This window comes from Bartonella sp. MR100HLJHH (assembly GCF_042194215.1).
Taxonomy (GTDB): domain Bacteria; phylum Pseudomonadota; class Alphaproteobacteria; order Rhizobiales; family Rhizobiaceae; genus Bartonella; species Bartonella grahamii.
In genome coordinates this window covers 1-23,960 of record NZ_JBHIMR010000010.1, presented here as the reverse complement: position 1 = coordinate 23,960, position 23,960 = coordinate 1, and the positions used below count along the sequence as shown (strand labels likewise).

The window sequence follows — 23,960 nt, the reverse complement described above, 5'->3', positions numbered from 1 at the left end:
AAACAAAACGCCCAAATAGGACATGCTTGCTTCATACCCATTTCATAATAAATAGTAGAGATACTCGTAAAAGTATATAAATCAACATCTTTACACTTATAAAAAAGTCAGCCTGCACCATTTATTTGCCATCTCTCAAGATGTTGCGCGAGCTCTTAGCATTTGAGAGAGGTACAAGTATCCCTTTCTTTAATCATTTTATTTATACAGTTTTTTTCTTGTGGCGTGCAAGTGAATAAATTTGATTGATTCAACTTAAAGTTGTGGCACAATAAATCATTTTTTCAAGATGTTGACGATTATAGACTCAATGTGGAATAGAGAGCTTTGAAATTAGTATGGGGAATTCAGTGAAGCAATTCCAGAATCATTTTAAAAACATTTTCAACAGTTGCATGGCGGATAGCATTGCGGTTAAGATGACCAAAGTGCATTTCTTTGTGCAGAGTTTTATGATTTTTGTAAGCAACTGCGCAGTGCACAAGTCCTACAGGTTTATCAAGACTTGCTCCTCCTGGACCAGCAATTCCTGTTACAGAGACTGCAATGTCAGCTTGTGAATGTTTTAATCCACCCTCAGCCATTGCAAGAGCAACTTCTTTTGAAACGGCGCCATAGGTTCTTATAAGTTCAGCACAAACGCCAACAAGGCGTGTTTTAGATTCATTTGAATAAACAACAAATCCACAATCGAGAACATCTGACGAGCCTGCAATATTTGTGAGGCTTGCAGCAATGAGTCCTCCTGTACAAGACTCTACAGTTGTTAACAGCAAACCTTTTTGGCGAAAGATATTAAGGACTTCATGTGCTTGTTTTTCACAAAGATATGTCATTGGGGAAGTTCTCCTGAATAAAGAACGCTCACTGTTGCAAGAGCAGCAATTCCTTCACCGCGACCAATAAATCCAAGCCTTTCATTTGTTGTTGCTTTGATAGAGATTCGATCAGGTGTTATTGAAAGTATCGTCATAAGATTTTCTGTCATGGCATGACGATAGGGACCAATTTTAGGATTTTCAGCAATAATTGTGATATCAACATTGGCGATACGACCACCTGCTTGTTTTAGAATATCAAGAGCATGACGGAGAAAAATTTCTGATGATGCATTTTTCCATTGAGGATCAGAGGGAGGGAAATGTGTGCCAATATCTCCAGCACCTCGCGTAGCGAGCAGGGCATCTGTTAGCGCATGAAGAGCAACATCCGCATCGGAGTGTCCATTCAATTTTTTATGAAAAGGAATTTTTATACCACATAAAATAAGAAAATCACCATCCTCGAAAGAGTGAACATCATAACCATTGCCGGTGCGGATATCAGGAAATATTTGCATTTTCTTTTGGAGATATAAATGTGCAGTATTAAAATCTTCATGCCATGTAATTTTTATGTTGTTAGGATCCCCAGGAACGGTACGCATAGGAATTCCAAACCATTCGGCAATCGCAGAATCGTCAGTGAATTCTTTTTTGCAAGCTTGTTTTGCTTGTTTATGGGCCGCTAAGATATGTTCAAAGGGAAAACACTGTGGAGTTTGTGCACTATAAAGATGGGTACGGGGAATTGTTTCTAAAACATGCTGATTATTTATACGTTTAAGGGTATCAGAGATGGGCAGAACAGGAAGAACACCTTCTTGAGGTGTGATCGTGTTGTGAATGTTATCAAGAAGCTTGTTTTCGATAAAGGGGCGTGCACCATCATGAATATGCACATATTGGGGATTGAATTTTTTGAGTGCCTGAAGTCCATGTAAGGTAGAGATTTGACGTGTCCTGCCTCCTTCAACGATAATAAGGCGCTCTTTAAAATCGCCGATAGCTTGTTCACAGATTTGACGATCTTCTGGATGAATAACAAGGATAATTGTTGTGATAGCTGGATGCTGCAAAAAACAATGCACGGTATGATAAATAATCGGCTTTTGTCCTAGAAGCCGATATTGTTTTGGAATTTTATGGGGAGACCCTGCTCTTTCACCGCGTCCAGCAGCTAATATTATTGCTGCAATAGAAATACTTAATCTCCTCGTGTTATAATCTTAGTTTGCTTTTTTGTCATTAATTTTAAAATGATTTTGAAAGGATGGTTGTTGTAGATCAGCAAGGGATATCACGGATAACACCTCAAAAAAAGCATTTAATGCTTTTTGAAGTGCGGTATTTAAACCACAAAAATCAATCAAGGGGCAAGTCGGTTCTGCAGTATCGAAACATTCTGCGAGGGAAAAGTTGTCTTCTGTTACTTTCACAACATCAGCGACTGAAATCTCTGCTGCGGGTTTCGCCAACCTAACTCCACCATTGCGTCCACGCACTGTTTGTATAAAACCTGCTTGAACAAGCAGCTGAAGGATTTTAAATAAAAAAAGTTCTGAAACGGCATATGCTTTAGCAATTTCTGGAACACGACTGAGAGTTCCCTGATTATCTGCACAATACATGAGCATTCGAAGAGCATAATTTGTTTGTTTTGTTAATCGCATCTCATTTCCTTCGTAAAGTATCGTCGAACACAGTTTATTTTAAGATATTTTGCAAAATGTAGAAGTTCTTTCTCATTGACTATATTTGCCCTATTTTAAATGTAGTATTAGTATTGTCAATTTTTGCTACAAAAGGTTATATGAGAATAATGGGATAAGGGTATGTAAGCTCATGACGAATATAACATCTGTAACGAATCTTCAAGACATAGATAAAAATACTTATAACGATGAGTTGTATCGTTTAAGTAAGGTATATATTTTTTTAGGGATTACAATTATTGTATTGGCGTTACTTACGGCCTCTGTTTCATTTATTATTCTTATTGGATTAACCCCTGTTGTTCCCAGTAGAACAGTAACCCTTATTCTTATAGGGATTAATAGTTTTTGGGTTTTAGGGCTTATTGTCATCGTTTTTTATGAGATGATTCCGATTATTCGTGCTTGGCGTTCAAGGCGTGCAGGATCGCGTCTTCATGTGCGCCTTATTTCATTGTTTGCACTTGTTGCGACAATGCCGGCTGTTGCTGTAGCTCTTGTATCGGGTCCAGCACTAAATTTGGGACTTGATCGATGGTTTGATACAACAACGCGGCAAATTGTGGGCTCTTCTATTGATTTAGCAAATGCTTATGCAGATGAAATGCTTCAAAATTTAAAAAATTTATCCTACGCGATGGCATTTGCACTTGATAACAAAAAACTCTTAGAACGTAATCCGGCTGAATATAGGATGCAATTGACGCGTCATGCTATAGGACGCAATTTGCGTGGCGCATTTTTGTTAAGTTCTAGCGGAGCTATTTTTATATCGAGTGCTCTTGGTGATGAAGATAAACTGCCAATTCCTCCTTCCAATCTTATTGAACGTGCAACCAGTGCGAGGCCTTTTTCTTTTCAACCAGGCGTGCATGATTATTTTGGTATTATTTTAAAATTTACCAACATTCCAAACACATTTTTATATTTGGTGCGTGACGTTGATAAAGGTGTTTTATCTGCTTTGCGTTTAACAGAAGTCAATACAGATCGTTATCGTGATTTAAATGAAAATCGCCTGCTGACGCAAATTGCATTTGGTATGCTTTATTTATGTCTTTTTTTTAGTTTATTCCTATCGGCTATTTGGGCTGCTATTGCTGTCGCTGATCGCTTAGTACGTCCTATTCGTCTTCTCATTAGTGCTGCTGATGATGTTGCTACTGGAAATATGGAAATTTTTGTGCCAGTACGCGCGAAGGACGGAGATATTGGGCAATTATCCAAAACTTTTAATTACATGGTCAGTGAATTGAAAAGTCGGCGCAATGAGTTGATTGCAGTACGTGATCAAATTGATGAGAGACGGCGTTTTTCTGAAGCAGTGTTATCGGGTGTAACAGCAGGAGTAGCGGGTATAGATGATAATGGTGATATTACAATTATTAATCGATCTATTGAAGCGATGTTTGATATTCGCTCTGAACACGTTGTTGGACAAAGTCTTTTATCTTTAAGTGCTGAAATTTGGCAGGTTTTTCAGTTTGCACGTTCATTGGATCGTAAAAATCATCGTGAGCAGGTTACTTTAAACGTTGCAGGAAAAGAGCGTGTCTGTAATGTCCAAGTTACGATGGAAGAGGATGATGGACAGGGGCAATCTTGGGTCCTAACAATTGATGATATTACAGACCTTGTTGCAGCACAACGTACAGCGGCGTGGGCGGATATTGCACGGCGTATTGCACACGAAATAAAAAATCCTCTCACACCCATTCAGTTATCCGCTGAACGCATTCGTAAACGTTATAACAAAGTTATTACACAAGATAGAGAGGTCTTTGAGCGGTGTATTGAGACAATTATTCGACAGGTTGGAGATATTGGGCGTATGGTTGATGAGTTTTCCTCTTTTGCACGTATGCCCAAACCACAAATGCATATTTTAGATATACGAGAATTGTTGCGCGAAGCATGTTTCTTGATAGAAGTGACACGACATGATATTCATTTTGAGCAAGATTTAGGAAGTCTACCACTTATGGGTGCATTTGATAACCGTCTCATTGTACAAGCTTTTTGCAATGTGATCAAAAATGCGAGCGAATCCATAGATTCAGTTATGCGAGAGGAAAATATTCACGGTCATATTCTTATCCGTTCTTATCGTCAAGAGGAATGGGTGGTTGTGGATGTTGTTGATAATGGGAAAGGACTTCCTAAAGAGCAAAGACAAAAGTTATTAGAGCCCTATATAACAACGCGGGAAAAAGGAACAGGGCTCGGGTTAGCCATTGTGCGCAAAGTTATTGAAGATCACGGTGGTTCCATGGAGCTTCATGATGCACCGGAGAGTTTTTATGAAGGTCGTGGTGCGATGATTCGTTTGATGTTTCCGGCGGATGGGGGTAAGCAGGGTAGTATTATACAAGCCATAAATCATAAGATAGGGGAATAGTATGGTATCAGATATCTTGATTGTTGATGATGAAGCAGATATTCGTGAGCTTGTTGCTGGTATTTTAGATGATGAAGGTTATGAAACGCGTGTTGCTTGTAACTCTGATGAAGCATTGGCTCAAATTAGTGAGCGTATTCCAAAGCTCATTTTTTTGGATATTTGGCTACAGGGTAGTCGTCTTGATGGTTTAGCACTGCTTGATGAAATTAAAACGCAATATCCGGCTCTTCCGGTCGTTATGATCTCTGGTCATGGTAATATTGAGACGGCTGTTTCCGCTATAAAGCGAGGGGCATATGATTTCATTGAAAAACCTTTTAAAGCTGATAGACTTGTATTGGTTGCAGAGAGAACACTTGAAAACTCAAATTTAAAACGTGAGCTTTTAGAATTGCGAAAGCGTTCGAACGAGACATTAGAGTTGCTCGGAAAATCGACAGTTGTAAAAAATTTGCGTCAAATCATAGAAAAAGTAGCACCAACCAATAGTCGCGTCATGATAACAGGTCCTTCAGGGGCAGGAAAAGAGACTGTTGCACGAACTATTCATGCGCTCTCAACGCGTTCGAATGGGCCATTTGTTACAATAAATGCTGCAACGATTACTCCGGAAAGAATGGAAATAGAGCTGTTTGGTAGTGAAATGGAAGGAAGAGAGCGCAAGATCGGTGCCTTAGAGGAAGCTCATGGCGGTATATTATATCTTGATGAAATTGCTGACATGCCACGTGAGACTCAAGGTAAGATTCTTCGGGTGTTAACGGGGCAGACATTTGAAAGAGTTGGCGGCACAAAACGTGTTAAGGTGGATGTCCGTATTATTTCTTCGACAGCGCAAAATCTTGAAAACCTCATTTCCGATGGGCGCTTTAGAGAAGATCTTTTCCACCGTCTTTCCGTTGTTCCTATTGCTGTTCCGCCCCTTTCAGCGCGTCGTGAAGATATTCCAGAACTTGTACATCATTTTGTAAAAACAATATCACAGCAGGTTGGGATTAAACCGCGTGCAATCAGTGATGATGTGATTGCTATTTTGCAAACGCATGCTTGGCCGGGTAATGTGCGGCAATTACGTAATAATATTGAGCGTCTTCTTATTCTTGTGCGGGATGGTGATGGTCCTATAACAGCGGACTTTCTTCCCAGTGAAGTAAGTGATTCTTTGCCACGTCTTCAAATGGATTCAGATGAAAGTATAATGGATTTGCCGTTACGTGAAGCACGAGAATTGTTTGAAAAGAGATATTTAGTGGCACAGATTGGGCGTTTGGGTGGAAATATATCACGTACTGCTGAATTTATAGGCATGGAGCGTTCAGCTTTGCACCGTAAACTTAAAGCGCTTGGAGTTTCTTAAAGCGATGCGTGTTATTATTTGCGGAGCAGGACAGGTTGGTTATGGGATAGCAGAGCGTCTTGCTGCTGAAAATCACGATGTTACTGTTATTGATATTGAAACGAGATTAATTGAAAAGATTCGCGATACATTGGATGTGAGAGGTTTTGTTGGTCACGGTTCACGTCCTGAAGTTCTTTTGGCTGCAGATGCAGATAAAGCCGATATGTTGATTGCTGTCACTTTGTTTGATGAAGTCAATATGGTAGCTTGTCAAGTAGCACATTCATTATTTAATGTGCCCACAAAAATTGCTCGTATTCGTTCACAATCTTATTTAGAACCACGTTATAAGACGCTTTTTTCCAGAGAGAATATTCCCATTGATGTGGTTATTTCGCCAGAAGTTGAAGTTGGGGAAATGGTTTTGCGCCGTATTGCCTTACCTGGTGCGATAGATGTCCTTTATTTTTGTAATGATGATGTTGTTGCGCTAGCCTTGGAATGTATGGAAGATTGTCCAGTTATTAATACACCTTTGCGTCAATTAACAGAGCTTTTTCCAGATCTTCATACGACGGTTACCGCTATTAAACGTGGTACGGAATTATTGGTTGCACATTCAGAAACGCAATTACGCGTTGGTGATATAACCTATCTTGTTGTTGCTCGTGATCAAATGCGCCGTGCTGTTGGGCTTTTTGGTCATAAAGAACAAGATGCCCACCGCATGATTATTGCAGGAGGCGGTCACATTGGCCTTTATGTTGCACAGGCTATTGAAAAGCGTTTCCATAAATTAAAATTGAAGATTATAGAATCGCATAGAGAAAGAGCTCTCACGATTGCTGATCAGCTTGAAAAAACAACAGTTTTATACGGTAACGTGTTAGATCCAGTGATTCTTCAAGATGCGAGAATTGATCAGTCCGATTTAATGATTACCTTGACCAATCAAGATCAGGTTAATCTCTTAAGCGCTATTATTGCTAAAAGATTGGGCTGCAAAGCCAATATGGTATTGATTAATAATGTTGCCTATCAAGAATTTAGTCGTGCTGTTGGTGTGGATGCATATCTTAATCCCCATAGCGTTACAATATCGAGAATTTTGCAACAAATGCGCCGTGGACGTATTCGTTCTGTTCATTCAGTTTTTAATGGCCGAGCAGAAATTATTGAAGCTGAAGTGATGCAAACATCTTCATTGGTTGGTAAGTCATTATCAGAGCTCAATTTATCAGATGGTTTGAGAATTGGTGCAATTTATCGCAATAAGACAATAATACAGCTTTCGGCAGATACGCGCATTTTGTCTGGTGATAGAATAGTGATTTTTGCTCTTGCTGATAGGGTTCGTGATGTTGAACAACTCTTTCGCGTAAGTTTAGAATATTTTTGATATATTATCTATGGATATTTGTACTTTTTGGTATAGTGGACAATTAAGATTGGTGGATAGGCTTTGTGTGTCCTCAATGGTTAAAACTGGACAGCGCGTTAAGCTTTTTAGTTATGATAAAAAAATAGATAATCTTCCTGCCGGTGTTGAGTTGCATGAAGCCGAATCAATTTTACCACGCTCAGCAATTTATCGCCTTGACCCCGATTTTTCTGATGATAAACTAGGGTGCACAATTGTTCAGTTTTCGGATTTTTTTCGTGTTATGCTGATGAAATATCAACAAGGAGTTTGGTTAGATACAGATGTTTACCTTGTTAAACAATTTCATCCAGATGCGGATAAGGTTTGGTTGGCAAGAGAAAATAATACAAGAGTAGGCGTTTCTGCACTTTATTTTCCGCCTAATAACCCTATTATAAAAGTATTTGAAGATTATTAGGCAGGCACAGAAATTATTCCTCATTGGCTTGGGTTTAAGCGTCGTGTTTGGAGACCGTTCTGGTTAAAGAGGAAAAAAATGCCGATTTTGCCGGGAAGTCTTGGCGTTACGATATTTGGCAATGATGGTATTTCGCGATTAGCAAAACGATATGGTTTTTTTCATGAAGCAAAGGAAAAGGAAACTTTTTATTATTGGACTGGGCGAAAAGCTGAACGTATTTTTGAACCAGCTTTTGGCGTAAAGCCGCTTACAGATTCACGCTTGATAGGCTTTCATATTCACAGAAAGACAAAGACCACGAAAAGACCTCAGAAAGGAAGTTTTTACCATTGGGCGGTATTTCGCATTCCTGATGTTCATCATTTGTTTAAGTAGAGTTATTATTGCTATTTTAACTATTGGGATTTTAATCTATCTTAAACAGCTCTTGATTGTAGCTTGCGCAAGAGAGTAATGTTAACGTATGGATAAAAACATTGAATGTGTAAAAAGCGGTTGTTATATGAACGGAAAGTAAAAATATGAGTGATCCAATGAAAACAGCATTAAGCCTTGTTCCTATGGTTATTGAACAAACCAATCGTGGTGAACGGGCCTATGATATTTTTTCCCGTCTTTTAAAGGAGCGGATTATTTTTATTAATGGTCCTGTCGAAGATGGTATGGCAATGCTTGTTTGTGCACAATTGCTTTTCTTAGAAGCGGAAAATCCTAAAAAAGAAATTAGTCTTTATATTAATTCTCCAGGTGGTGTCGTAACATCTGGTATGGCTATTTATGATACTATGCAGTTTATTCGCCCTCCTGTTTCTACGCTTTGCATGGGGCAGGCGGCATCTATGGGGTCTTTATTGTTAACAGCTGGAGCAAAAGGTCATCGTTTTACATTGCCAAACGCACGTATTATGGTGCATCAACCATCTGGTGGTTTTCAAGGTCAAGCTTCAGATATTGAGCGACATGCGCAAGACATTATAAAGATGAAACGGCGTTTAAATGAAATTTATGTTCAACATACAGGTCAAGATTATGAGATTATTGAGAGAACTCTCGATCGCGATCATTTTATGACAGCAGAAGAAGCCAAAGCGTTTGGCTTAGTTGATGATGTTATACAATATCGTGCAGAAACTGAAAAAGAAGAAAAAGATTAAGAATTTTTATAGAAAAAACAGCTACTTTAAATCACAGAGTTTTATAAAAAATATCGCAAAATAAGAGAAACACCTAAAAATATTGAGACATGCATGGTTTTCTATATGTCTTTTAGTTTTCATGATGAAAAGCTTCCTTTGAAAAGGCAAAGTATTCATATATCGTGGTGAAAGGAAAGAAAAATGAGCAAAATTAGCAATAGCGGGAACGAATCAAAAAATACTCTCTATTGCTCGTTCTGCGGCAAGAGTCAGCATGAGGTGCGGAAGCTCATTGCGGGGCCTACTGTGTTTATCTGTGATGAATGTGTAGAGCTTTGCATGGATATTATTCGGGAAGAAAATAAGTCTTCTGGGGTTAAGGTGCGTGATGGTGTTCCTACGCCACAGGAAATTATAACAGTTCTTGATGATTATGTTATTGGTCAGCAGCATGCAAAGCGTGTTCTTTCTGTTGCTGTTCATAATCATTATAAACGGTTGGCGCATCAGTCTAAAAGCAATGATATTGAGTTGGCTAAATCAAATATTCTTCTTGTTGGTCCAACGGGCTGTGGTAAAACTTATCTTGCACAAACATTAGCACGTATTATTGATGTGCCTTTTACGATGGCGGATGCGACCACTTTGACGGAAGCAGGCTATGTAGGTGAGGATGTAGAAAATATTATTTTGAAACTTCTTCAAGCTGCTGACTATAATGTTGAACGTGCACAACGTGGCATTGTTTATATTGATGAGGTCGATAAGATTTCTCGTAAAGCAGACAATCCTTCTATTACAAGAGATGTTTCGGGGGAAGGAGTTCAGCAAGCGTTATTAAAAATTATGGAAGGAACGATTGCTTCTGTTCCTCCTCAAGGTGGACGTAAGCATCCGCAACAAGAGTTTCTTCAGGTTGACACCACAAACATCTTATTCATTTGTGGGGGAGCTTTTGCTGGTTTAGAACGAATTATTTCAGGGCGTGGTGAAAAAACTTCTATTGGTTTTTCTGCGACCGTTAAGGCTCCTGATGAGCGTTGTGTCGGTGAAATTTTTCGTGATTTAGAGCCTGAAGATCTTATAAAATTTGGTTTAATACCAGAATTTATTGGGCGCCTTCCTATAGTCGCTACCTTAGAGGATTTAGATGTTAACGCCCTCATGCAAATTTTATCACAACCTAAAAATGCTTTAGTAAAGCAATATCAGCGTCTTTTTGAAATGGAGAATGTCGAGTTATCATTTCATGAAGATGCTTTACGTGTTATTGCGAAGAAAGCAATTGAACGTAAAACTGGTGCTCGTGGTTTACGTTCTATTATGGAGAAGATCCTTCTTGAGACGATGTTTGAGCTACCGGCTCTTGAAGGCGTTCAAAAAGTGGTTATTTCGAGTGATGTCGTTGATGGGAAAGCGCGCCCTCTTTATATTTACTCAGAACGTGCAGAAGATAAAGAAAATGTATCAGCATGATATTGTGCTAAGCACAATATGAAAGGTGGTAATGAACGGTATTTGATGGGTGTTTATAATAATATCATTATAATGCTTGATTTATGTATTAGTAATTACCACTTCATGTATTGTGAAGAGCTGAGGTTTTCTAAAGGTGGGCTGGTTGTTGTAGATAGCTCATAGGCTCCAGAAAGGAGAGTTATGCAATATATTGATGAAAAGACAGATGAAGTAAGAGATGGGGTTTATGCTGTTTTACCTCTTCGTGATATTGTAGTCTTCCCCCATATGATTGTTCCACTTTTTGTGGGCCGCGAAAAATCAATTCGTGCTCTTGAAGAAACGATGGCGGTTGACAAGCAAATACTATTGGTGACACAAAAAAATGCTTCTGATGACGATCCAAAATCAGAGGATATTTATCATATTGGTACATTTGCTAATATTCTTCAACTTTTAAAGCTTCCTGATGGTACTGTAAAGGTTTTGGTTGAAGGAACTGCACGTGCAAAAATTAGTCAATTTGCTTTAAGTGAAGGTTATCATCAGGCATATGCGACTGTTACAGAAGAATCTAGAGAGGGTGATGTTGAGATTGAAGCTCTTTCAAGGTCAGTGATTGCTTATTTTGAAAACTATGTAAAGCTTAATAAAAAAATCTCTCCTGAAGTTGTTAATGCGATTGGTCAGATTGATAATCCTTCTAAGCTTGCTGATACGATTGCTTCTCATTTGATGATTAAACTTGCAGAAAAACAGGAAATATTAGAGCTCTTACCTGTACGGGCCCGTCTTGAACGTGTTTTGTCCTTCATGGAAGGAGAAATTTCTGTTTTGCAGGTTGAAAAACGTATTCGTTCGCATGTTAAACGGCAAATGGAAAAAAACCAACGAGAATATTATCTCAATGAGCAGATGAAGGCTATTCAAAAAGAGTTAGGGGCAGGTGATGATAGCCGAGATGAACTCTCTGAATTAGAAGAACGTATCAAGAATACAAAACTATCCAAGGAAGCACAGGAAAAAGCTGGGGCAGAATTGAGAAAATTACGGAATATGTCTCCTATGTCTGCAGAAGCGACAGTTGTCCGTAACTATCTTGATTGGTTATTAGCAATGCCTTGGGGTAAAAAATCTAAGATTAAAAACAATTTAGATTTTGCTGAAAAGGTCATGAATAATGAACATTTCGGTCTTGAAAAAGTTAAGGAGCGAATTATTGAATATTTGGCTGTACAAAGTCGCGCGTCAAAGATAAAAGGTCCCATTATTTGTTTGTTAGGTCCTCCTGGTGTAGGGAAAACATCATTAGCGCGCTCTATTGCAAAGGCGACGGGGCGTGAGTATGTTCGTATCTCATTGGGAGGTGTGCGGGATGAAGCAGAAATTCGCGGACATCGTCGAACATATATTGGTTCGATGCCTGGAAAAATTATCCAGTCTATGAAAAAAGCAAAAAAATCTAATCCTCTTTTCTTGCTTGATGAAATTGATAAAATGGGACAAGATTTTCGTGGAGATCCTTCATCCGCTTTATTAGAAGTTCTTGATCCTGAACAAAATAGTACATTCATTGATCACTATTTGGAAGTTGAATATGATCTTTCTGATGTCATGTTTATCACAACTGCCAATACGCTTAATATTCCAGGTCCGTTAATGGATCGTATGGAAATTATTCGTATTGCTGGTTATACTGAATGTGAGAAAATGGAAATTGTTAAACAGCATCTTTTACCAAAGGCACTAAAAGATCACTGTTTGTCTAAAAAAGAACTCAGTATTTCTGATGGAGCACTAAGGTCAATTATTCAGTTTTATACACGTGAGGCAGGCGTTCGTAACCTTGAGCGTGAACTCATGAAAATTTCCCGCAAATCTGTTACAAAAATTCTCAAAACGCATCAAAAATCTGTAAAAGTTACAGAAAGTAATATTCATGATTTCTTGGGTGTTAAACGTTATCATTACAATCAGATTGAAGGAGAAAATCAAATTGGTGTTGTGACAGGCCTTGCGTGGACAGAAGTCGGTGGAGAGTTATTGACCATTGAAGGAGTTATGATGCCCGGCAAAGGTAAGATGACTGTAACTGGAAATTTACGTGATATTATGAAGGAGTCCATTTCAGCGGCAGCATCTTATGTACGTTCTCGTGCTGTTGATTTTGGTATTGAACCTCCACTTTTTGAAAAACGCGATATCCATGTTCATGTTCCAGAGGGTGCTACGCCAAAAGATGGCCCATCTGCTGGGATTGCAATGGTGACAGCAATTGTTTCGGTTCTTACAGGAGTAGCTGTGCATAAAGATATTGCAATGACTGGTGAAATTACTTTACGTGGACGCGTTTTACCAATTGGTGGATTAAAAGAAAAACTCCTAGCAGCTCTTCGAGGAGGGATAAAAAAGGTACTTATTCCTGAAGAAAACGCAAAAGATTTGGTTGATATTCCTGACGATGTCAAAAATAATATGGAAATTATTCCGGTAAATCATGTGAGTGAAGTTTTGAAACACGCTTTGGTTCGTTTTCCAGACACTATTGAATGGAAAGAACCCTCTACGGTGGCTGTCCCAATCCGGTCAGAGGGAAGTGATAGTGAAGGAATACAGATTGCACACTGATTCACTTATCTCATTTATAACGGCATTTTTTAGGTGGCAGAAGGCGTTGTTGAGGTTATTATTCTGTTTTTTGTTGGAAAAAGTGAAAAATTCCGTGAATAACTGTGATTATTGCTAAAAAAACAATGTTTTGGATAAAAATAAGACTTCTGTTTGCTGTACTTTTCAATAAACTGACCAATAACATGATTAAGTCATGTTGTCAGGTAATATAGGGAAAGGAAATATTTTATGAATAAAAGTGAATTGGTTAGCTCCGTTGCTGAAAAGGCAGGTGTTTCGAAAGCGCAAGCTGGTGCTGTTGTTGATGCTTTTATGGCTTCTGTAACAGAAGCTTTGGCTTCAGGGGGAGATGTTCGTCTTCCAGGTTTTGGCTCTTTTGAAGTTTCTCATCGTGCTGCAACAAAGGGGCGTAATCCTTCAACTGGTGCTGAAATCGATATTCCGGCACGTTCTGTACCCAAATTTTCTGCAGGAAAAAGCCTTAAAGAAGCAGTTAATAAAAAATAATTTAAGCTACATAAAAAAACCCGATTTATTTATAAGCGGGTTTTTTTTAACACATGTATTATGCCCATTTTTCATATAACACGTTGAGATCTTTGCGATATTTTTTATTTTCATGTATTACTTGTATTTTTGAAAATAATTTTAAGTGTTGTATAAAATACTGTCAGCTTAAAATATATTTTTTAGCCTTTTCAGTAAAATATTGCACTGTATTAATGCAGTACCAGTGTGGCTTATAAAATGTAATGTTAACTTTTATTACGCTGAAGTGTTACGGTATTTATTTCAAAACAAGATCCGTAAATAGTATGAGGCAAAAAACTCTGTAAACTCTATAAAAGTTATTATATACCACCATTTACGCTTAATAAAAGTGCATGTTGGTGCCGCCGTACTGTTTTTCTCAGTTCCTATAATGTTGCAATTAGCCCTCAATATCTGAGACGAGTGTATAAGGGATAGTTTTATTCTTTTACTTATACGCCAACCTTGCTTGTGACGCACCAAGAGAATAATTTTTATTGATTTATTATAAGAGATTCTGAAATGAAAGAATCTTATGATATTCAGATTTCACTTTCAATATTTTGATTTTTCTTGGCATTTGAGAGGGAAGAGATAGATCCAGCTCTATCCTACAAATATTTTTTCCATATCCCTATTTCACTTGTGGTATGCAAGCGAGCGTTTTTTCTTCATCACACAAGAGTTAAAGTGAGAGAATATCACAAATTTTGATGGAGGAAGTTAAAAAACAGAAAAATTACTCTTATAAAATAATGTATATTACGTAATATAAAAAATATTAATAGAGATAATACAGTATTGCTTGTTTATTTTCCATCTATTTAATTTTTTATTATTTATAATATATTGATATGATTATTTTATTTTTAGTCATTAAATCATATTAAATTGTTGATAGCGGTAAAGGTTTTTTATAGCCAAAAGTTATTTTACAAGCACCTACATAATTAAATAAATGATGAAACGTAGAGTAGTATTTATTGATTGGGGGAGACAGTCTTTAAAAGGCTTTAGAATGATTTTTTCACGAAAGTCATAAAGATCTATTCAGTAGATGAGAGGCGAATCGTGTATTTTTATAAGGAACTCTTTTATTCTTTATCTGCTAACCACTGAGTACAATCATTGAGAGCTCTTGCTGTGATGGCTTGTTTTTTTACTAATTTTTTTTCTTTACTTGCTAAGCGTTTTCCTGAATGTCTAATAGAAGCAATAGGGGGAAAGAGTCCGAAATTGATATTCATTGGCTGAAAGGACTGTGTTTCTGCTTTTTCATCTATGATGTGTCCCCCTGTAATATGATTCAAAAGGGCTCCGAATGCTGTCGTTTGTGGGGGTAGGCAAGGGGAAATATGATGATATTCGGCAGCAGCAAAACGTCCAGCAAGAAGCCCTATTGCCGCTGATTCTACATAACCTTCACATCCGGTAATTTGCCCTGCAAAGCGTAGTTGTTTTTTTTGTTTTAAACGAAGGGTTTGATCAAGAATAATTGGCGAGTTGAGGTAGGTATTGCGGTGAAGACCACCAAGACGCGCAAACTCTGCTTTTTCAAGACCGGGAATCATTCTAAAAATGCGAATTTGTTCACCATATTTCAGTTTTGTTTGAAAGCCGACCATATTGTAAAGCGTTCCAAGTTTATTATCTTGGCGTAATTGAGCGACAGCATAGGGTTTAACTGTAGGGTTATGGGCATTGGTTAAGCCCATAGGTTTCATAGGACCGTGTCTTAACGTTTCAAGTCCGCGCTCAGCCATAATTTCAATGGGGAGGCATCCATCAAAATAGGGCGTTTTTTCAAAGTCACGAAACTCTGTTTTTTCAGCATTTTTTAATGCTTCAACGAATGTTTTATATTGTTCTTTGTTGAGGGGACAATTAAGATAATCTTTTCCTGTTCCCTCAGGACCAATTTTATCATAGCGAGACTGATACCAACAAATGTTGATATCAATACTATCGGTATGGATAATAGGTGCAATCGCATCAAAAAAAGAAAGAGCTTTTATACCGGTTATTGCTTGTAATTCTTGAGCAAGTGCAGGTGATGTAAGGGGACCCGTTGCAATGACAACATGTTTCCAAGCTTTAGGAATTTCTTGAACTTCTTCACGTTTGATTGTTATAAGAGGATGGTTTTCGATTGCTGTCGTAACGGTTTTTGAAAATCCATCACGGTCAACAGCAAGGGCACTACCTGCGGGAACTTTGTTGGCATCAGCAGCTTTCATAATTAACGATTTCGCTAATCGCATTTCAGCATGTAAAAGCCCTACGGCATTTGTTAATGAATCATCGCAACGAAATGAATTTGAACAAACCAGTTCTGCCAAATTATCGGTTTTATGGGCATCGGATTTTTTTTCGGGTCGCATTTCATGCAAAACAACAGGAATTCCTGATTGAGCGATTTGCCAGCTTGCTTCACACCCCGCAAGACCACCACCGATGATATGAATTGGGATATCGAATGTCTTTAACATAATTGACTTTTAGCGTAAGCAGTTATGTATGAAAAGCATAGATTTTGTTTTTTTTAATATATTTGTTTGCTTTTTTCCCGTAATTAATGGTATAGAGACGCCGCTTGTATAAGGTTATTAGCTTGTAAGTTTGAGCGGATGTGGCGAAATTGGTAGACGCACCAGATTTAGGTTCTGGCGGGAGACCGTGGGGGTTCGAGTCCCTCCATCCGCACCAAAGCAATCCCTTAAGTGCTACGGATTTCTACGTGTCTGAAATTCCGCTTCATGGTAAATGTAACACTTGAAGTGTTAGAATGTAATGATTATTAGAGTGGGTTTATCCCTCTCCTTAGGAAAATGAAGGTGTTTAATGCAGGTTACCGAGACGCTTAATGAAGGACTGAAGCGCGAAATTAAGATCGTGGTTCCAGCGAAAGATTTAGAAGAAAAGCTGAATGAAAGATTGGATGATACCAAGGGAAAAATCAAGCTTAATGGTTTTCGTCCCGGTAAAGTGCCTAGTGGGCATTTGCGAAAAATGTATGGTAAATCCTTTATGGCGGAGATTCTCAATGAGATACTCAGTGATGCGCCTCGGTCTATTTTAGCAGATCGCAATGAACGTGCAGCGATGCAGCCAAAAATTGATATAGATGAAGATGAAAAAATTCTAGATGGCAAAGCTGATTTTACTTTTAGTTTAAAGTATGAAGTTTTACCAAAAATTGAAATTAAAGATTTTGAACATATTAAGGTTATCCGTGAAATTGCAACTATTCCTGAACAGGATATTGATGATCAAATCAATCGCGTCCTTTCTTCTACGCGTAATTATTCCCTAAAAGAGGGGGCTTCTGAAGAAGGTGATCGTATTACCATAGATTATCAAGGTAAGCTTGAAGGCGTTCCATTTGAAGGTGGGGCAGATAGTGATGCACAACTGATTCTTGGATCAAAACAATTTATTCCTGGTTTTGAAGAGCAATTGGTTGGTGTGAAAGCTGGGGATGCAAAAACGATTTTTGTTAAATTTCCTGATGATTACAGTGCAGCACATTTGGCCGGACGGGAAGCAGAGTTTGACATTACTGTCAAAGCTGTCTTTAAACCAGATGAATTAAAAATTGATGATGAAGCAGCACAAAAAGTTGGTTTAGAGTCTCTAGATCGCTTACGTGAGGTCGTTCGTGGGCAGATTGAAAGCCAATATGGTTCAGTGACACGTCAAAAAGTTAAGCGTCAAATTCTTGATGCTTTAGATGCTGATTATAATTTTGAGATTCCTGAGGAACTTTTAGAGATTGAGTTTAACAATATATGGGCTCAGGTTAATGATGATTTGAAAAAGGCTGGGCGCAGTTTTGAAGATGAAGGTATTACAGAAGAAAAGGCACGGGAGGAATATCGTGTCCTTGCGCAACGTCGTGTTCGTCTTGGTTTGGTGCTTTCTGAAATTGGAATGAAGGTTGGTGTTAAAGTTAGTGAGGATGAGCTAAAAGCAGCCGTTTTTGATCAGGTTCGCCAGTATCCTGGACAAGAGAAAGAGATTATGGATTTTTTCCGCAGGACTCCGGAAGCTGTTGAAAATCTACGTGCTCCGATTTTTGAAGAAAAGGTCATTGATCATTTATTAGCACAGATAAAAGTCACAGATAAAGAAGTGACGGTTGAAGAGTTGATGAAAGAATATGACGAATCAGATGTCCCTGAAGAAAAGCCGGCAAAGAAAAAGTCTGCAGTGAAAGAAACGTCTACAGAGAAAACATCAGCTAAGAAAAAAGCTCCTAAAAAAGCTTAATATTTATGCAAACAGAAAAAGCCCGATAGAATCGGGCTTTTTGTAAGATTTATATCCTAGGATTGCACTGAGAGAATGGTTTTAGATAAGCCATGAGTATATTTTAAAATATTGGTAGTGGATTGGCAATGAGCATCATTGATACGCGTACTCCTGATTCTAAGCGTTTTATTTCTGGAGTTACAGGTGATTGGGAAGTCATCATTGGCATGGAAGTTCATGCGCAAATCATATCAAATTCAAAACTTTTTTCAGGAGCATCAACCAAATTTGGTGCAGAGCCAAACAATCATGTATCACTTATTGATGCAGCCATGCCAGGTATGTTGCCTGTTCTTAATCAAGAATGTGTCCGTCAAGCGGTTCGAACGGGGTTAGGATTAAAGGCGCATATTAATTTAAAATCTGTTTTTGATCGCAAAAATTATTTTTATCCAGATTTACCGCAGGGGTATCAGATCTCTCAATTTCGCTATCCCATTGTAGGAGAGGGAAAGATTATCATATCTGTTGGTCCAGATTCGAATGGCCAATTTGAGGATATTGAAGTAGGAATTGAGAGGTTGCATCTTGAACAGGATGCTGGAAAATCGATGCACGATCAACATCCAACGATGTCTTTTGTAGATCTTAATCGTTCTGGTGTTGCTCTTATGGAAATTGTTTCCAAACCTGATATGCGCTCATCAGATGAAGCCAAAGCCTATATGACAAAATTGCGTACGATTGTTCGTTATTTGGGCACTTGCGATGGCAATATGGATGAAGGTTCTATGCGTGCAGATGTCAACGTATCTGTTCGTCGTCCTGGTGAAAATTTTGGAACGCGCTGTGAAATTAAAAACGTTAATTCTATTCGCTTTATTGGTCAAGCCATTGAGTATGAAGCGCGTCGTCAGATCGCAATTTTAGAAGATGGAGGCGTCATAGATCAAGAGACTCGGCTTTTTGATGCGGCTAAAGGTGAAACGCGCTCTATGCGCTCAAAAGAAGAAGCACATGACTATCGTTATTTTCCTGATCCTGATCTTTTACCATTAGAATTTGATCAAGCGTTTGTGGATGCTTTGGCAGCAGACTTACCAGAATTGCCTGACGCTATAAAAGCACGTTTTGTTAAGGAAATGGGATTGACAGTGTATGATGCTTCCATTCTTGTGACAGAAAAGGCTATTGCTGATTATTTTGAAGAAGTAGCACGTGGGCGTGATGGCAAAATAGTTGCCAATTGGGTGATTAATGACCTTTTAGGGGCTTTAAATAAAGATAATTGTGAGATTGAAGAGTCACCGGTATCGCCAAATCAATTGGGAAGCATTATTGATCTCATAAAAGAAGGAGTTATTTCTGGAAAAATTGCCAAAGATCTTTTTGAGATTATTTGGAATGAGGGGGGAGATGCACGCCAAATTGTAGAAGAGCGAAATATGAAGCAGGTGACAGATACAAAGGCAATTGAAAGAGCCGTTGATGAAATCATTGCTAATAATTCTGATAAAGTTGCGCAAGCAAAACAGAAACCCGCTTTAGCTGGTTGGTTTGTTGGACAGGTAATGAAAGCAACAGGTGGTAAGGCAAACCCTCAAGCTGTTAATGAATTGGTTAAGATGAAACTTGGCATAGATTAAATTTTATGGGGTGGAGAAGAAGCCATACATATGATATCTTCTTGAAATTAAGGGATAGCACGTTATCCTATCAATTGGAATTGTAGCTGAATTTACTAGTAACTTTTTCGGTAATTTCAATCGTTAACAGTTTTATTCCAACGATTAATTTCATGAGCGCACTAAATGAATGGAATAGCAGATGGCTCGTTTTTTTAAGCAAATCTTCACATGGTGGAATGGCAATACCATTGGTACGCGTTTTTTCACATGGCGCAAAGGTAAGCGGATAGGGGAAGATCAATTTGGAAATATATATTATGAAGGGGGACTTCATAAGGATGGTTATCCGCACCGTTGGGTTATCTATAAAGACTATTCTGAGGCCTCTACTATTCCACCAGGTTGGCACGGCTGGATTCATCATCGCTGTGAGTGCCCACCAACACAGGAGGATTATCATCCTTATGAATGGGAAAAGCCTCATGTTGCAAATATGACAGGAACAAGTGAGGACTATCGACCAAAGGGGGCTATCACCTCCAATGGAGAGCGTTCTTGTGTGCATGAAGATTATGATGCGTGGTCACCTAAAAAATAAAAGATTTTAGTGTGTGCGTGTATTTTTGTCTTATTTGACTCTATGTTATGAAAAGAATTATTTTTTAAGATGCGATTGATTTTGATATGATGAGATTTTTTTTATTGTTAGGGGTGAAGCATTTTATATATATTTCTTTAATGGGAGTTTTAGTATTTTTATCCTTAAATAGTGGAGTGCGGGCTGAGCGTATTAGCAATGGAATTGCTGTTTTTGCAGGTCTTGACAAAATCACGGGGCGGACCACACGTTTTGAAGTTACTCTTGGTAAAATTTATCAGTACGGTGCATTACAGGTAACGCCACGTGCGTGTTATACGAGCTCTAAAGATGAACCAACGCGTACAACTGGTTTTGTTGAAGTCAATGAAGTGACATTAGATAAAAAAGTACGGCGTATTTTTACAGGATGGATGTTTGCAGATAGTCCTGGTTTGAACGCTGTTGAGCATCCTATTTATGATGTGTGGTTAAAGGATTGCAAGCAGAATTCTCAAGATCTTCCTCTTCAATGATTAGTGTGTTATCTATTTATAATACATTGATTTATAATGGTCCTTTATCGTTTTACAACTTAATAAGAGGTTCAATTTCCTATGATTGCCTCATTTAAAATTTTTCTATATTGAATTAATCCAAATTATTCTCTTGCGCATTACAAGTGTCGGATGTGCAGATAAGATTCTCTAAGATAAGGAATAAAAATTTCCTTCATGAACTGTTTAAATTCAAAGATGCATCATTAAAATCAACATATTTTGCAGTGTTTCATAGGAGACAGTTCTTGAATTATATTTGTTAGAGGTTGAAATGAAAGGCTTGTTGATATTTGTTAAAGAGATGAACTGAAGCTTTTACATTTATGAGGGAAACAGACTACCAAGTGAGTAGTTCATCATAAAACACCAATGAGTATATCTAGAGAAAGATGTGTTGACAGTTTTTTCTCATAGAGATGTTGTTTTTCATTCAAAGAGTAGAAGCAATGCAAGCTATATTAATGGAAAAATTGAGATTTAAGATTATTTAAAGTTTATCAATCGAAGTATAGTTTGGTTATAAAATGCAATGATCAGTATGTTTCTAGTAAAAAAACAATGTTTATATATTTTTATTATACACCACCTCATAAGTGAGTTTGTCTATTCGTAAGTTCTTGTATATTACATGATAACTTCACATTTAAATAAGCAGGATACCGCTAAGTTTGTAAATCATATTCTTGATATCCGTGCTTTTTAAAATCTTTTGTATAAAATACACGTGTTTTCATGTAGAGCTATTGAAAATTTAAAAAGGGGCTTCGAAGAGGCGTTGAAAAGATTCTGCATCACTGGGAGTGGTATATTTATTTTGTATAAAGAATAACCCATTCTCTAAAGAATACGAGATTTTATAAAATGAAAGTTTCTAGTCACCAACATAATAATGTTTCTCGATTACCGAAACAACCTAAAGAACCCTTGTTGAATGTTCCATTTATTATAGTTGTTTTGATAGCATTTTGTTTTTGTCTTTATTGCATTTCTCAGTATTTTTTTTCTCATAAGGTTTATGTTGAAAGTCTTGAATTTTTTTCATTTATACCAGCATTGTTTAAGAGGGATCCTGTAGCACTCTGTTATACCATGGTGAGTTATTCATTTATGCATAGTAGTTTTAAACATGTTGCTCTTAATATGGTTTGGCTTTTGGTTTTTGGCTCTCCTTTAGCAAGGCATTTTGGTGTTTTACGTTTTTTAATTTTTTGGGTGTTAACGGCAGTTATTTCTGTTTTGACTTATTTTACATTTCATCAAGAAAGTACCATATCACTTATTGGGGCGTCAGGTGCCGTATCTGGAATGATGGGAGCTATTGCACGTTACGGTTTTTCTAGTGGTTATCTATCTGTTAATGCGCAGAACGAAAATTTTTTGGGACCTTTATTGTCCGTCAAAAAAGCTCTGTGTTCTAAGGGGGTACTTGTTTATATGAGTGTATGGCTGACGGCTGATTTTATCATAGGTATTTCTTCTATTTTGTTTGAAGAAAATGGCATCTCAATAGCATGGGAAGCTCATATTGGCGGGTTTCTTGCGGGTTTTTTGTTGGTTGGTTTTTTTGATGTTTCACAAAAAAATTAAAAACTAGAATCTAAGATATTTATGTGCCACATAAAGCGCTATTGTTGCTGCATTTGAAACATTTAATGATTTAATATTTCCAGGCATATCAAGGCGTGTTAAAGCGCAAACGGTTTCACGTGTTTTTTTACGTAAACCTTTACCTTCTGCTCCTAAAACAAGAGCAATTTTATTCCCTGTTAATGCTGTTTCTAGAGGTTTGTCCCCTTCTGAATCGAGACCAAAGCTTGTAAAACCTGTTTGATGAAGTTCTTGAAGAGCTTCAGCGAGGTTTCGTACGGTAATATAATGAATCATTTCCAGAGCTCCAGATGCCGCTTTCGCAAGAACACCGCTTTCGTGGGGAGAGTGACGGCAAGTTGTAATAAGCGCTTTAGCTTTCAATGCAACTGCAGAGCGCATAATAGCGCCAACATTATGCGGATCGGTAATTTGATCCATGACAATGACCAGATCAGTATTGGTTAGTTCCGAAAGTTTGCATGGTTTGAGGGGTAAAGTTTCCAAAACAATACCTTGATGAACAGCCTCACTTCCAACAAGCGAATCAAGATATTTGGGGGTGCATAATGTAACAGAGCAAGGATAATCTGATTCGGATATATTTAATCGTTTTAAGGCATTTTGTGTAACGTAAAGACATTTTAAAATTCTTTTTGGGTTTTCTAAAGCTGCCTGAACAGAATGAATGCCATAAAGATGGATGATCCCTTGCTGTAAAGAAGCAGCTTTCTTCTTTAGGTGTGTAAAAGATCGAGAAGGAGAGCCTTTTGTATCGCGATATCGGCGACGTAAACGAGCATAATGAGAATTTTGTGATGTTTTTTCTTTCATAGCTTCTTTATAGCGTGTTAATAAGAAAAATAGAGAGAAAAAATCTGTGATTTAAAGTTATGAGCAGGAAATTTGTACAGAATTGTATTTATTCTGTTGACAGATACAATAGTAATCGTCATAACCACTTCGCAATCAGATTGAATTGAATGGGTATTCAAGATGGTTTTCGTAATGTCTCATTGCGCGACTTTACCGGTGTAATGGAGGGGTGCCCGAGTGGTTAAAGGGGGCGGACTGTAAATCCGTTGCGTATGCTACGTTGGTTCGAATCCAACCCCCTCCACCATTCATCGAAGGAGAGTTATTATGTGAGTCAAGCGGGTATAGCTCAATGGTAGAGCAGCAGCCTTCCAAGCTGAATATGCGGGTTCGATTCCCGCTACCCGCTCCAAATAGTTGTTGGTGATTGGGCAAATAGGTATGATGGAGGATATTCCATTTATAGATTGGGTGGGGTTTTCCGTCTAAGAGTTGTGGTGATTGAGCTGGTTACAGCCTAGTCGGATTGAGTTTTGCAGGACTGTCCCTAGGTGCTAACAAGAATAGGGAATAAAACAAGAGATTAATAGCGATGGCGAAGAGCAAGTTTGAACGAACAAAACCGCATGTTAATATTGGTACGATTGGTCACGTTGATCATGGGAAGA

General features: G+C 38.0%; 17 protein-coding genes, 3 tRNA genes and 2 pseudogenes. 17 read left to right on the top strand and 5 right to left on the bottom strand.

Annotated elements, in window-relative coordinates:
• Window positions 1-347 precede the first annotated feature (347 nt).
• The 3 genes from ACFIJ7_RS06965 to rirA are packed head-to-tail and all read right to left on the bottom strand — an operon-like array spanning window position 348 to window position 2,491.
• Entirely contained in the window at window positions 348-836 is a 489-nt protein-coding gene (locus ACFIJ7_RS06965) for a CinA family protein (protein WP_375636491.1), read from the bottom strand.
• Window positions 833-2,023: a bifunctional 2-C-methyl-D-erythritol 4-phosphate cytidylyltransferase/2-C-methyl-D-erythritol 2,4-cyclodiphosphate synthase gene (locus tag ACFIJ7_RS06960; protein ID WP_375644921.1), complete on the bottom strand. Its 1,191-nt coding sequence runs from the start codon at window positions 2,021-2,023 to the stop codon at window positions 833-835. Before ACFIJ7_RS06960 ends, ACFIJ7_RS06965 begins: the two co-directional genes overlap by 4 nt.
• Before the next feature lie 24 nt (window positions 2,024-2,047).
• Window positions 2,048-2,491, bottom strand: coding sequence for an iron-responsive transcriptional regulator RirA (gene rirA / locus ACFIJ7_RS06955; protein ID WP_273788340.1), 444 nt, complete (start codon window positions 2,489-2,491; stop codon window positions 2,048-2,050).
• A 172-nt stretch (window positions 2,492-2,663) separates the two neighbouring features.
• Between rirA and ACFIJ7_RS06950 the strand changes: the two genes are divergently transcribed.
• The 8 genes and pseudogenes from ACFIJ7_RS06950 to ACFIJ7_RS06915 all read left to right on the top strand — a co-directional run bounded on the left by ACFIJ7_RS06950 (window position 2,664) and on the right by ACFIJ7_RS06915 (window position 13,849).
• Complete coding sequence (locus ACFIJ7_RS06950; RefSeq protein WP_375636489.1) at window positions 2,664-4,931, top strand: ATP-binding protein; 2,268 nt, start codon at window positions 2,664-2,666, stop codon at window positions 4,929-4,931.
• Window position 4,932: 1 nt separating this feature from the next.
• The gene (locus ACFIJ7_RS06945) at window positions 4,933-6,291 is read left to right on the top strand and encodes a sigma-54 dependent transcriptional regulator (protein WP_012755009.1); all 1,359 of its coding nucleotides are present in this window, start codon (window positions 4,933-4,935) and stop codon (window positions 6,289-6,291) included.
• Window positions 6,292-6,295: 4 nt separating this feature from the next.
• Window positions 6,296-7,672 (top strand): Trk system potassium transporter TrkA, encoded by a 1,377-nt coding sequence (trkA, locus tag ACFIJ7_RS06940; RefSeq protein ID WP_375644896.1) that lies wholly within the window; start codon window positions 6,296-6,298, stop codon window positions 7,670-7,672.
• A 10-nt stretch (window positions 7,673-7,682) separates the two neighbouring features.
• Window positions 7,683-8,492: pseudogene (locus ACFIJ7_RS06935) on the top strand (hypothetical protein).
• Between the two features lie 146 nt (window positions 8,493-8,638).
• Complete coding sequence (gene clpP, locus ACFIJ7_RS06930; RefSeq protein ID WP_012755012.1) at window positions 8,639-9,271, top strand: ATP-dependent Clp endopeptidase proteolytic subunit ClpP; 633 nt, start codon at window positions 8,639-8,641, stop codon at window positions 9,269-9,271.
• A gap of 183 nt (window positions 9,272-9,454) precedes the next feature.
• Window positions 9,455-10,729, top strand: coding sequence for an ATP-dependent Clp protease ATP-binding subunit ClpX (gene clpX, locus ACFIJ7_RS06925; protein WP_012755013.1), 1,275 nt, complete (start codon window positions 9,455-9,457; stop codon window positions 10,727-10,729).
• A 183-nt stretch (window positions 10,730-10,912) separates the two neighbouring features.
• Window positions 10,913-13,339, top strand: coding sequence for an endopeptidase La (gene lon / locus ACFIJ7_RS06920; protein WP_375644895.1), 2,427 nt, complete (start codon window positions 10,913-10,915; stop codon window positions 13,337-13,339).
• A gap of 231 nt (window positions 13,340-13,570) precedes the next feature.
• Window positions 13,571-13,849: an HU family DNA-binding protein gene (locus tag ACFIJ7_RS06915; protein WP_012231443.1), complete on the top strand. Its 279-nt coding sequence runs from the start codon at window positions 13,571-13,573 to the stop codon at window positions 13,847-13,849.
• A 1,118-nt stretch (window positions 13,850-14,967) separates the two neighbouring features.
• Here ACFIJ7_RS06915 and trmFO read toward each other — a convergent pair.
• Window positions 14,968-16,362, bottom strand: a complete 1,395-nt coding sequence (gene trmFO, locus ACFIJ7_RS06910; protein ID WP_375644894.1) for a methylenetetrahydrofolate--tRNA-(uracil(54)-C(5))-methyltransferase (FADH(2)-oxidizing) TrmFO — start codon at window positions 16,360-16,362, stop codon at window positions 14,968-14,970.
• 134 nt (window positions 16,363-16,496) lie between these two features.
• Between trmFO and ACFIJ7_RS06905 the strand changes: the two genes are divergently transcribed.
• The 6 genes from ACFIJ7_RS06905 (at window position 16,497) to ACFIJ7_RS06880 (ending at window position 22,476) form a co-directional block, all read left to right on the top strand.
• A tRNA-Leu gene (locus ACFIJ7_RS06905) sits at window positions 16,497-16,579 on the top strand.
• A 135-nt stretch (window positions 16,580-16,714) separates the two neighbouring features.
• Window positions 16,715-18,142 (top strand): trigger factor, encoded by a 1,428-nt coding sequence (tig, locus tag ACFIJ7_RS06900; protein ID WP_375636480.1) that lies wholly within the window; start codon window positions 16,715-16,717, stop codon window positions 18,140-18,142.
• 128 nt (window positions 18,143-18,270) lie between these two features.
• On the top strand, window positions 18,271-19,770 hold the full coding sequence (gene gatB, locus ACFIJ7_RS06895) for an Asp-tRNA(Asn)/Glu-tRNA(Gln) amidotransferase subunit GatB (protein WP_375644893.1): 1,500 nt from the start codon (window positions 18,271-18,273) through the stop codon (window positions 19,768-19,770).
• Between the two features lie 181 nt (window positions 19,771-19,951).
• Window positions 19,952-20,350, top strand: a complete 399-nt coding sequence (locus ACFIJ7_RS06890) for an NADH:ubiquinone oxidoreductase subunit NDUFA12 (RefSeq protein ID WP_012755018.1) — start codon at window positions 19,952-19,954, stop codon at window positions 20,348-20,350.
• Window positions 20,351-20,439: 89 nt separating this feature from the next.
• Window positions 20,440-20,865, top strand: a complete 426-nt coding sequence (locus ACFIJ7_RS06885; protein WP_375644920.1) for a DUF2155 domain-containing protein — start codon at window positions 20,440-20,442, stop codon at window positions 20,863-20,865.
• Between the two features lie 885 nt (window positions 20,866-21,750).
• Window positions 21,751-22,476, top strand: coding sequence for a rhomboid family intramembrane serine protease (locus ACFIJ7_RS06880; protein WP_375636474.1), 726 nt, complete (start codon window positions 21,751-21,753; stop codon window positions 22,474-22,476).
• Between the two features lie 3 nt (window positions 22,477-22,479).
• Here the strand turns inward: ACFIJ7_RS06880 and ACFIJ7_RS06875 are convergent, their stop codons facing one another.
• Complete coding sequence (locus tag ACFIJ7_RS06875; RefSeq protein ID WP_026500346.1) at window positions 22,480-23,310, bottom strand: RNA methyltransferase; 831 nt, start codon at window positions 23,308-23,310, stop codon at window positions 22,480-22,482.
• A 205-nt stretch (window positions 23,311-23,515) separates the two neighbouring features.
• Here ACFIJ7_RS06875 and ACFIJ7_RS06870 point away from each other — a divergent pair.
• From ACFIJ7_RS06870 to ACFIJ7_RS06860, 3 genes and pseudogenes are all read left to right on the top strand, one after another.
• Window positions 23,516-23,599 (top strand) — tRNA-Tyr (locus tag ACFIJ7_RS06870).
• Window positions 23,600-23,630: 31 nt separating this feature from the next.
• Window positions 23,631-23,704: transfer RNA gene (locus ACFIJ7_RS06865), tRNA-Gly, on the top strand.
• Between the two features lie 180 nt (window positions 23,705-23,884).
• Window positions 23,885-23,960: pseudogene (locus ACFIJ7_RS06860) on the top strand (elongation factor Tu); the annotation flags it as partial.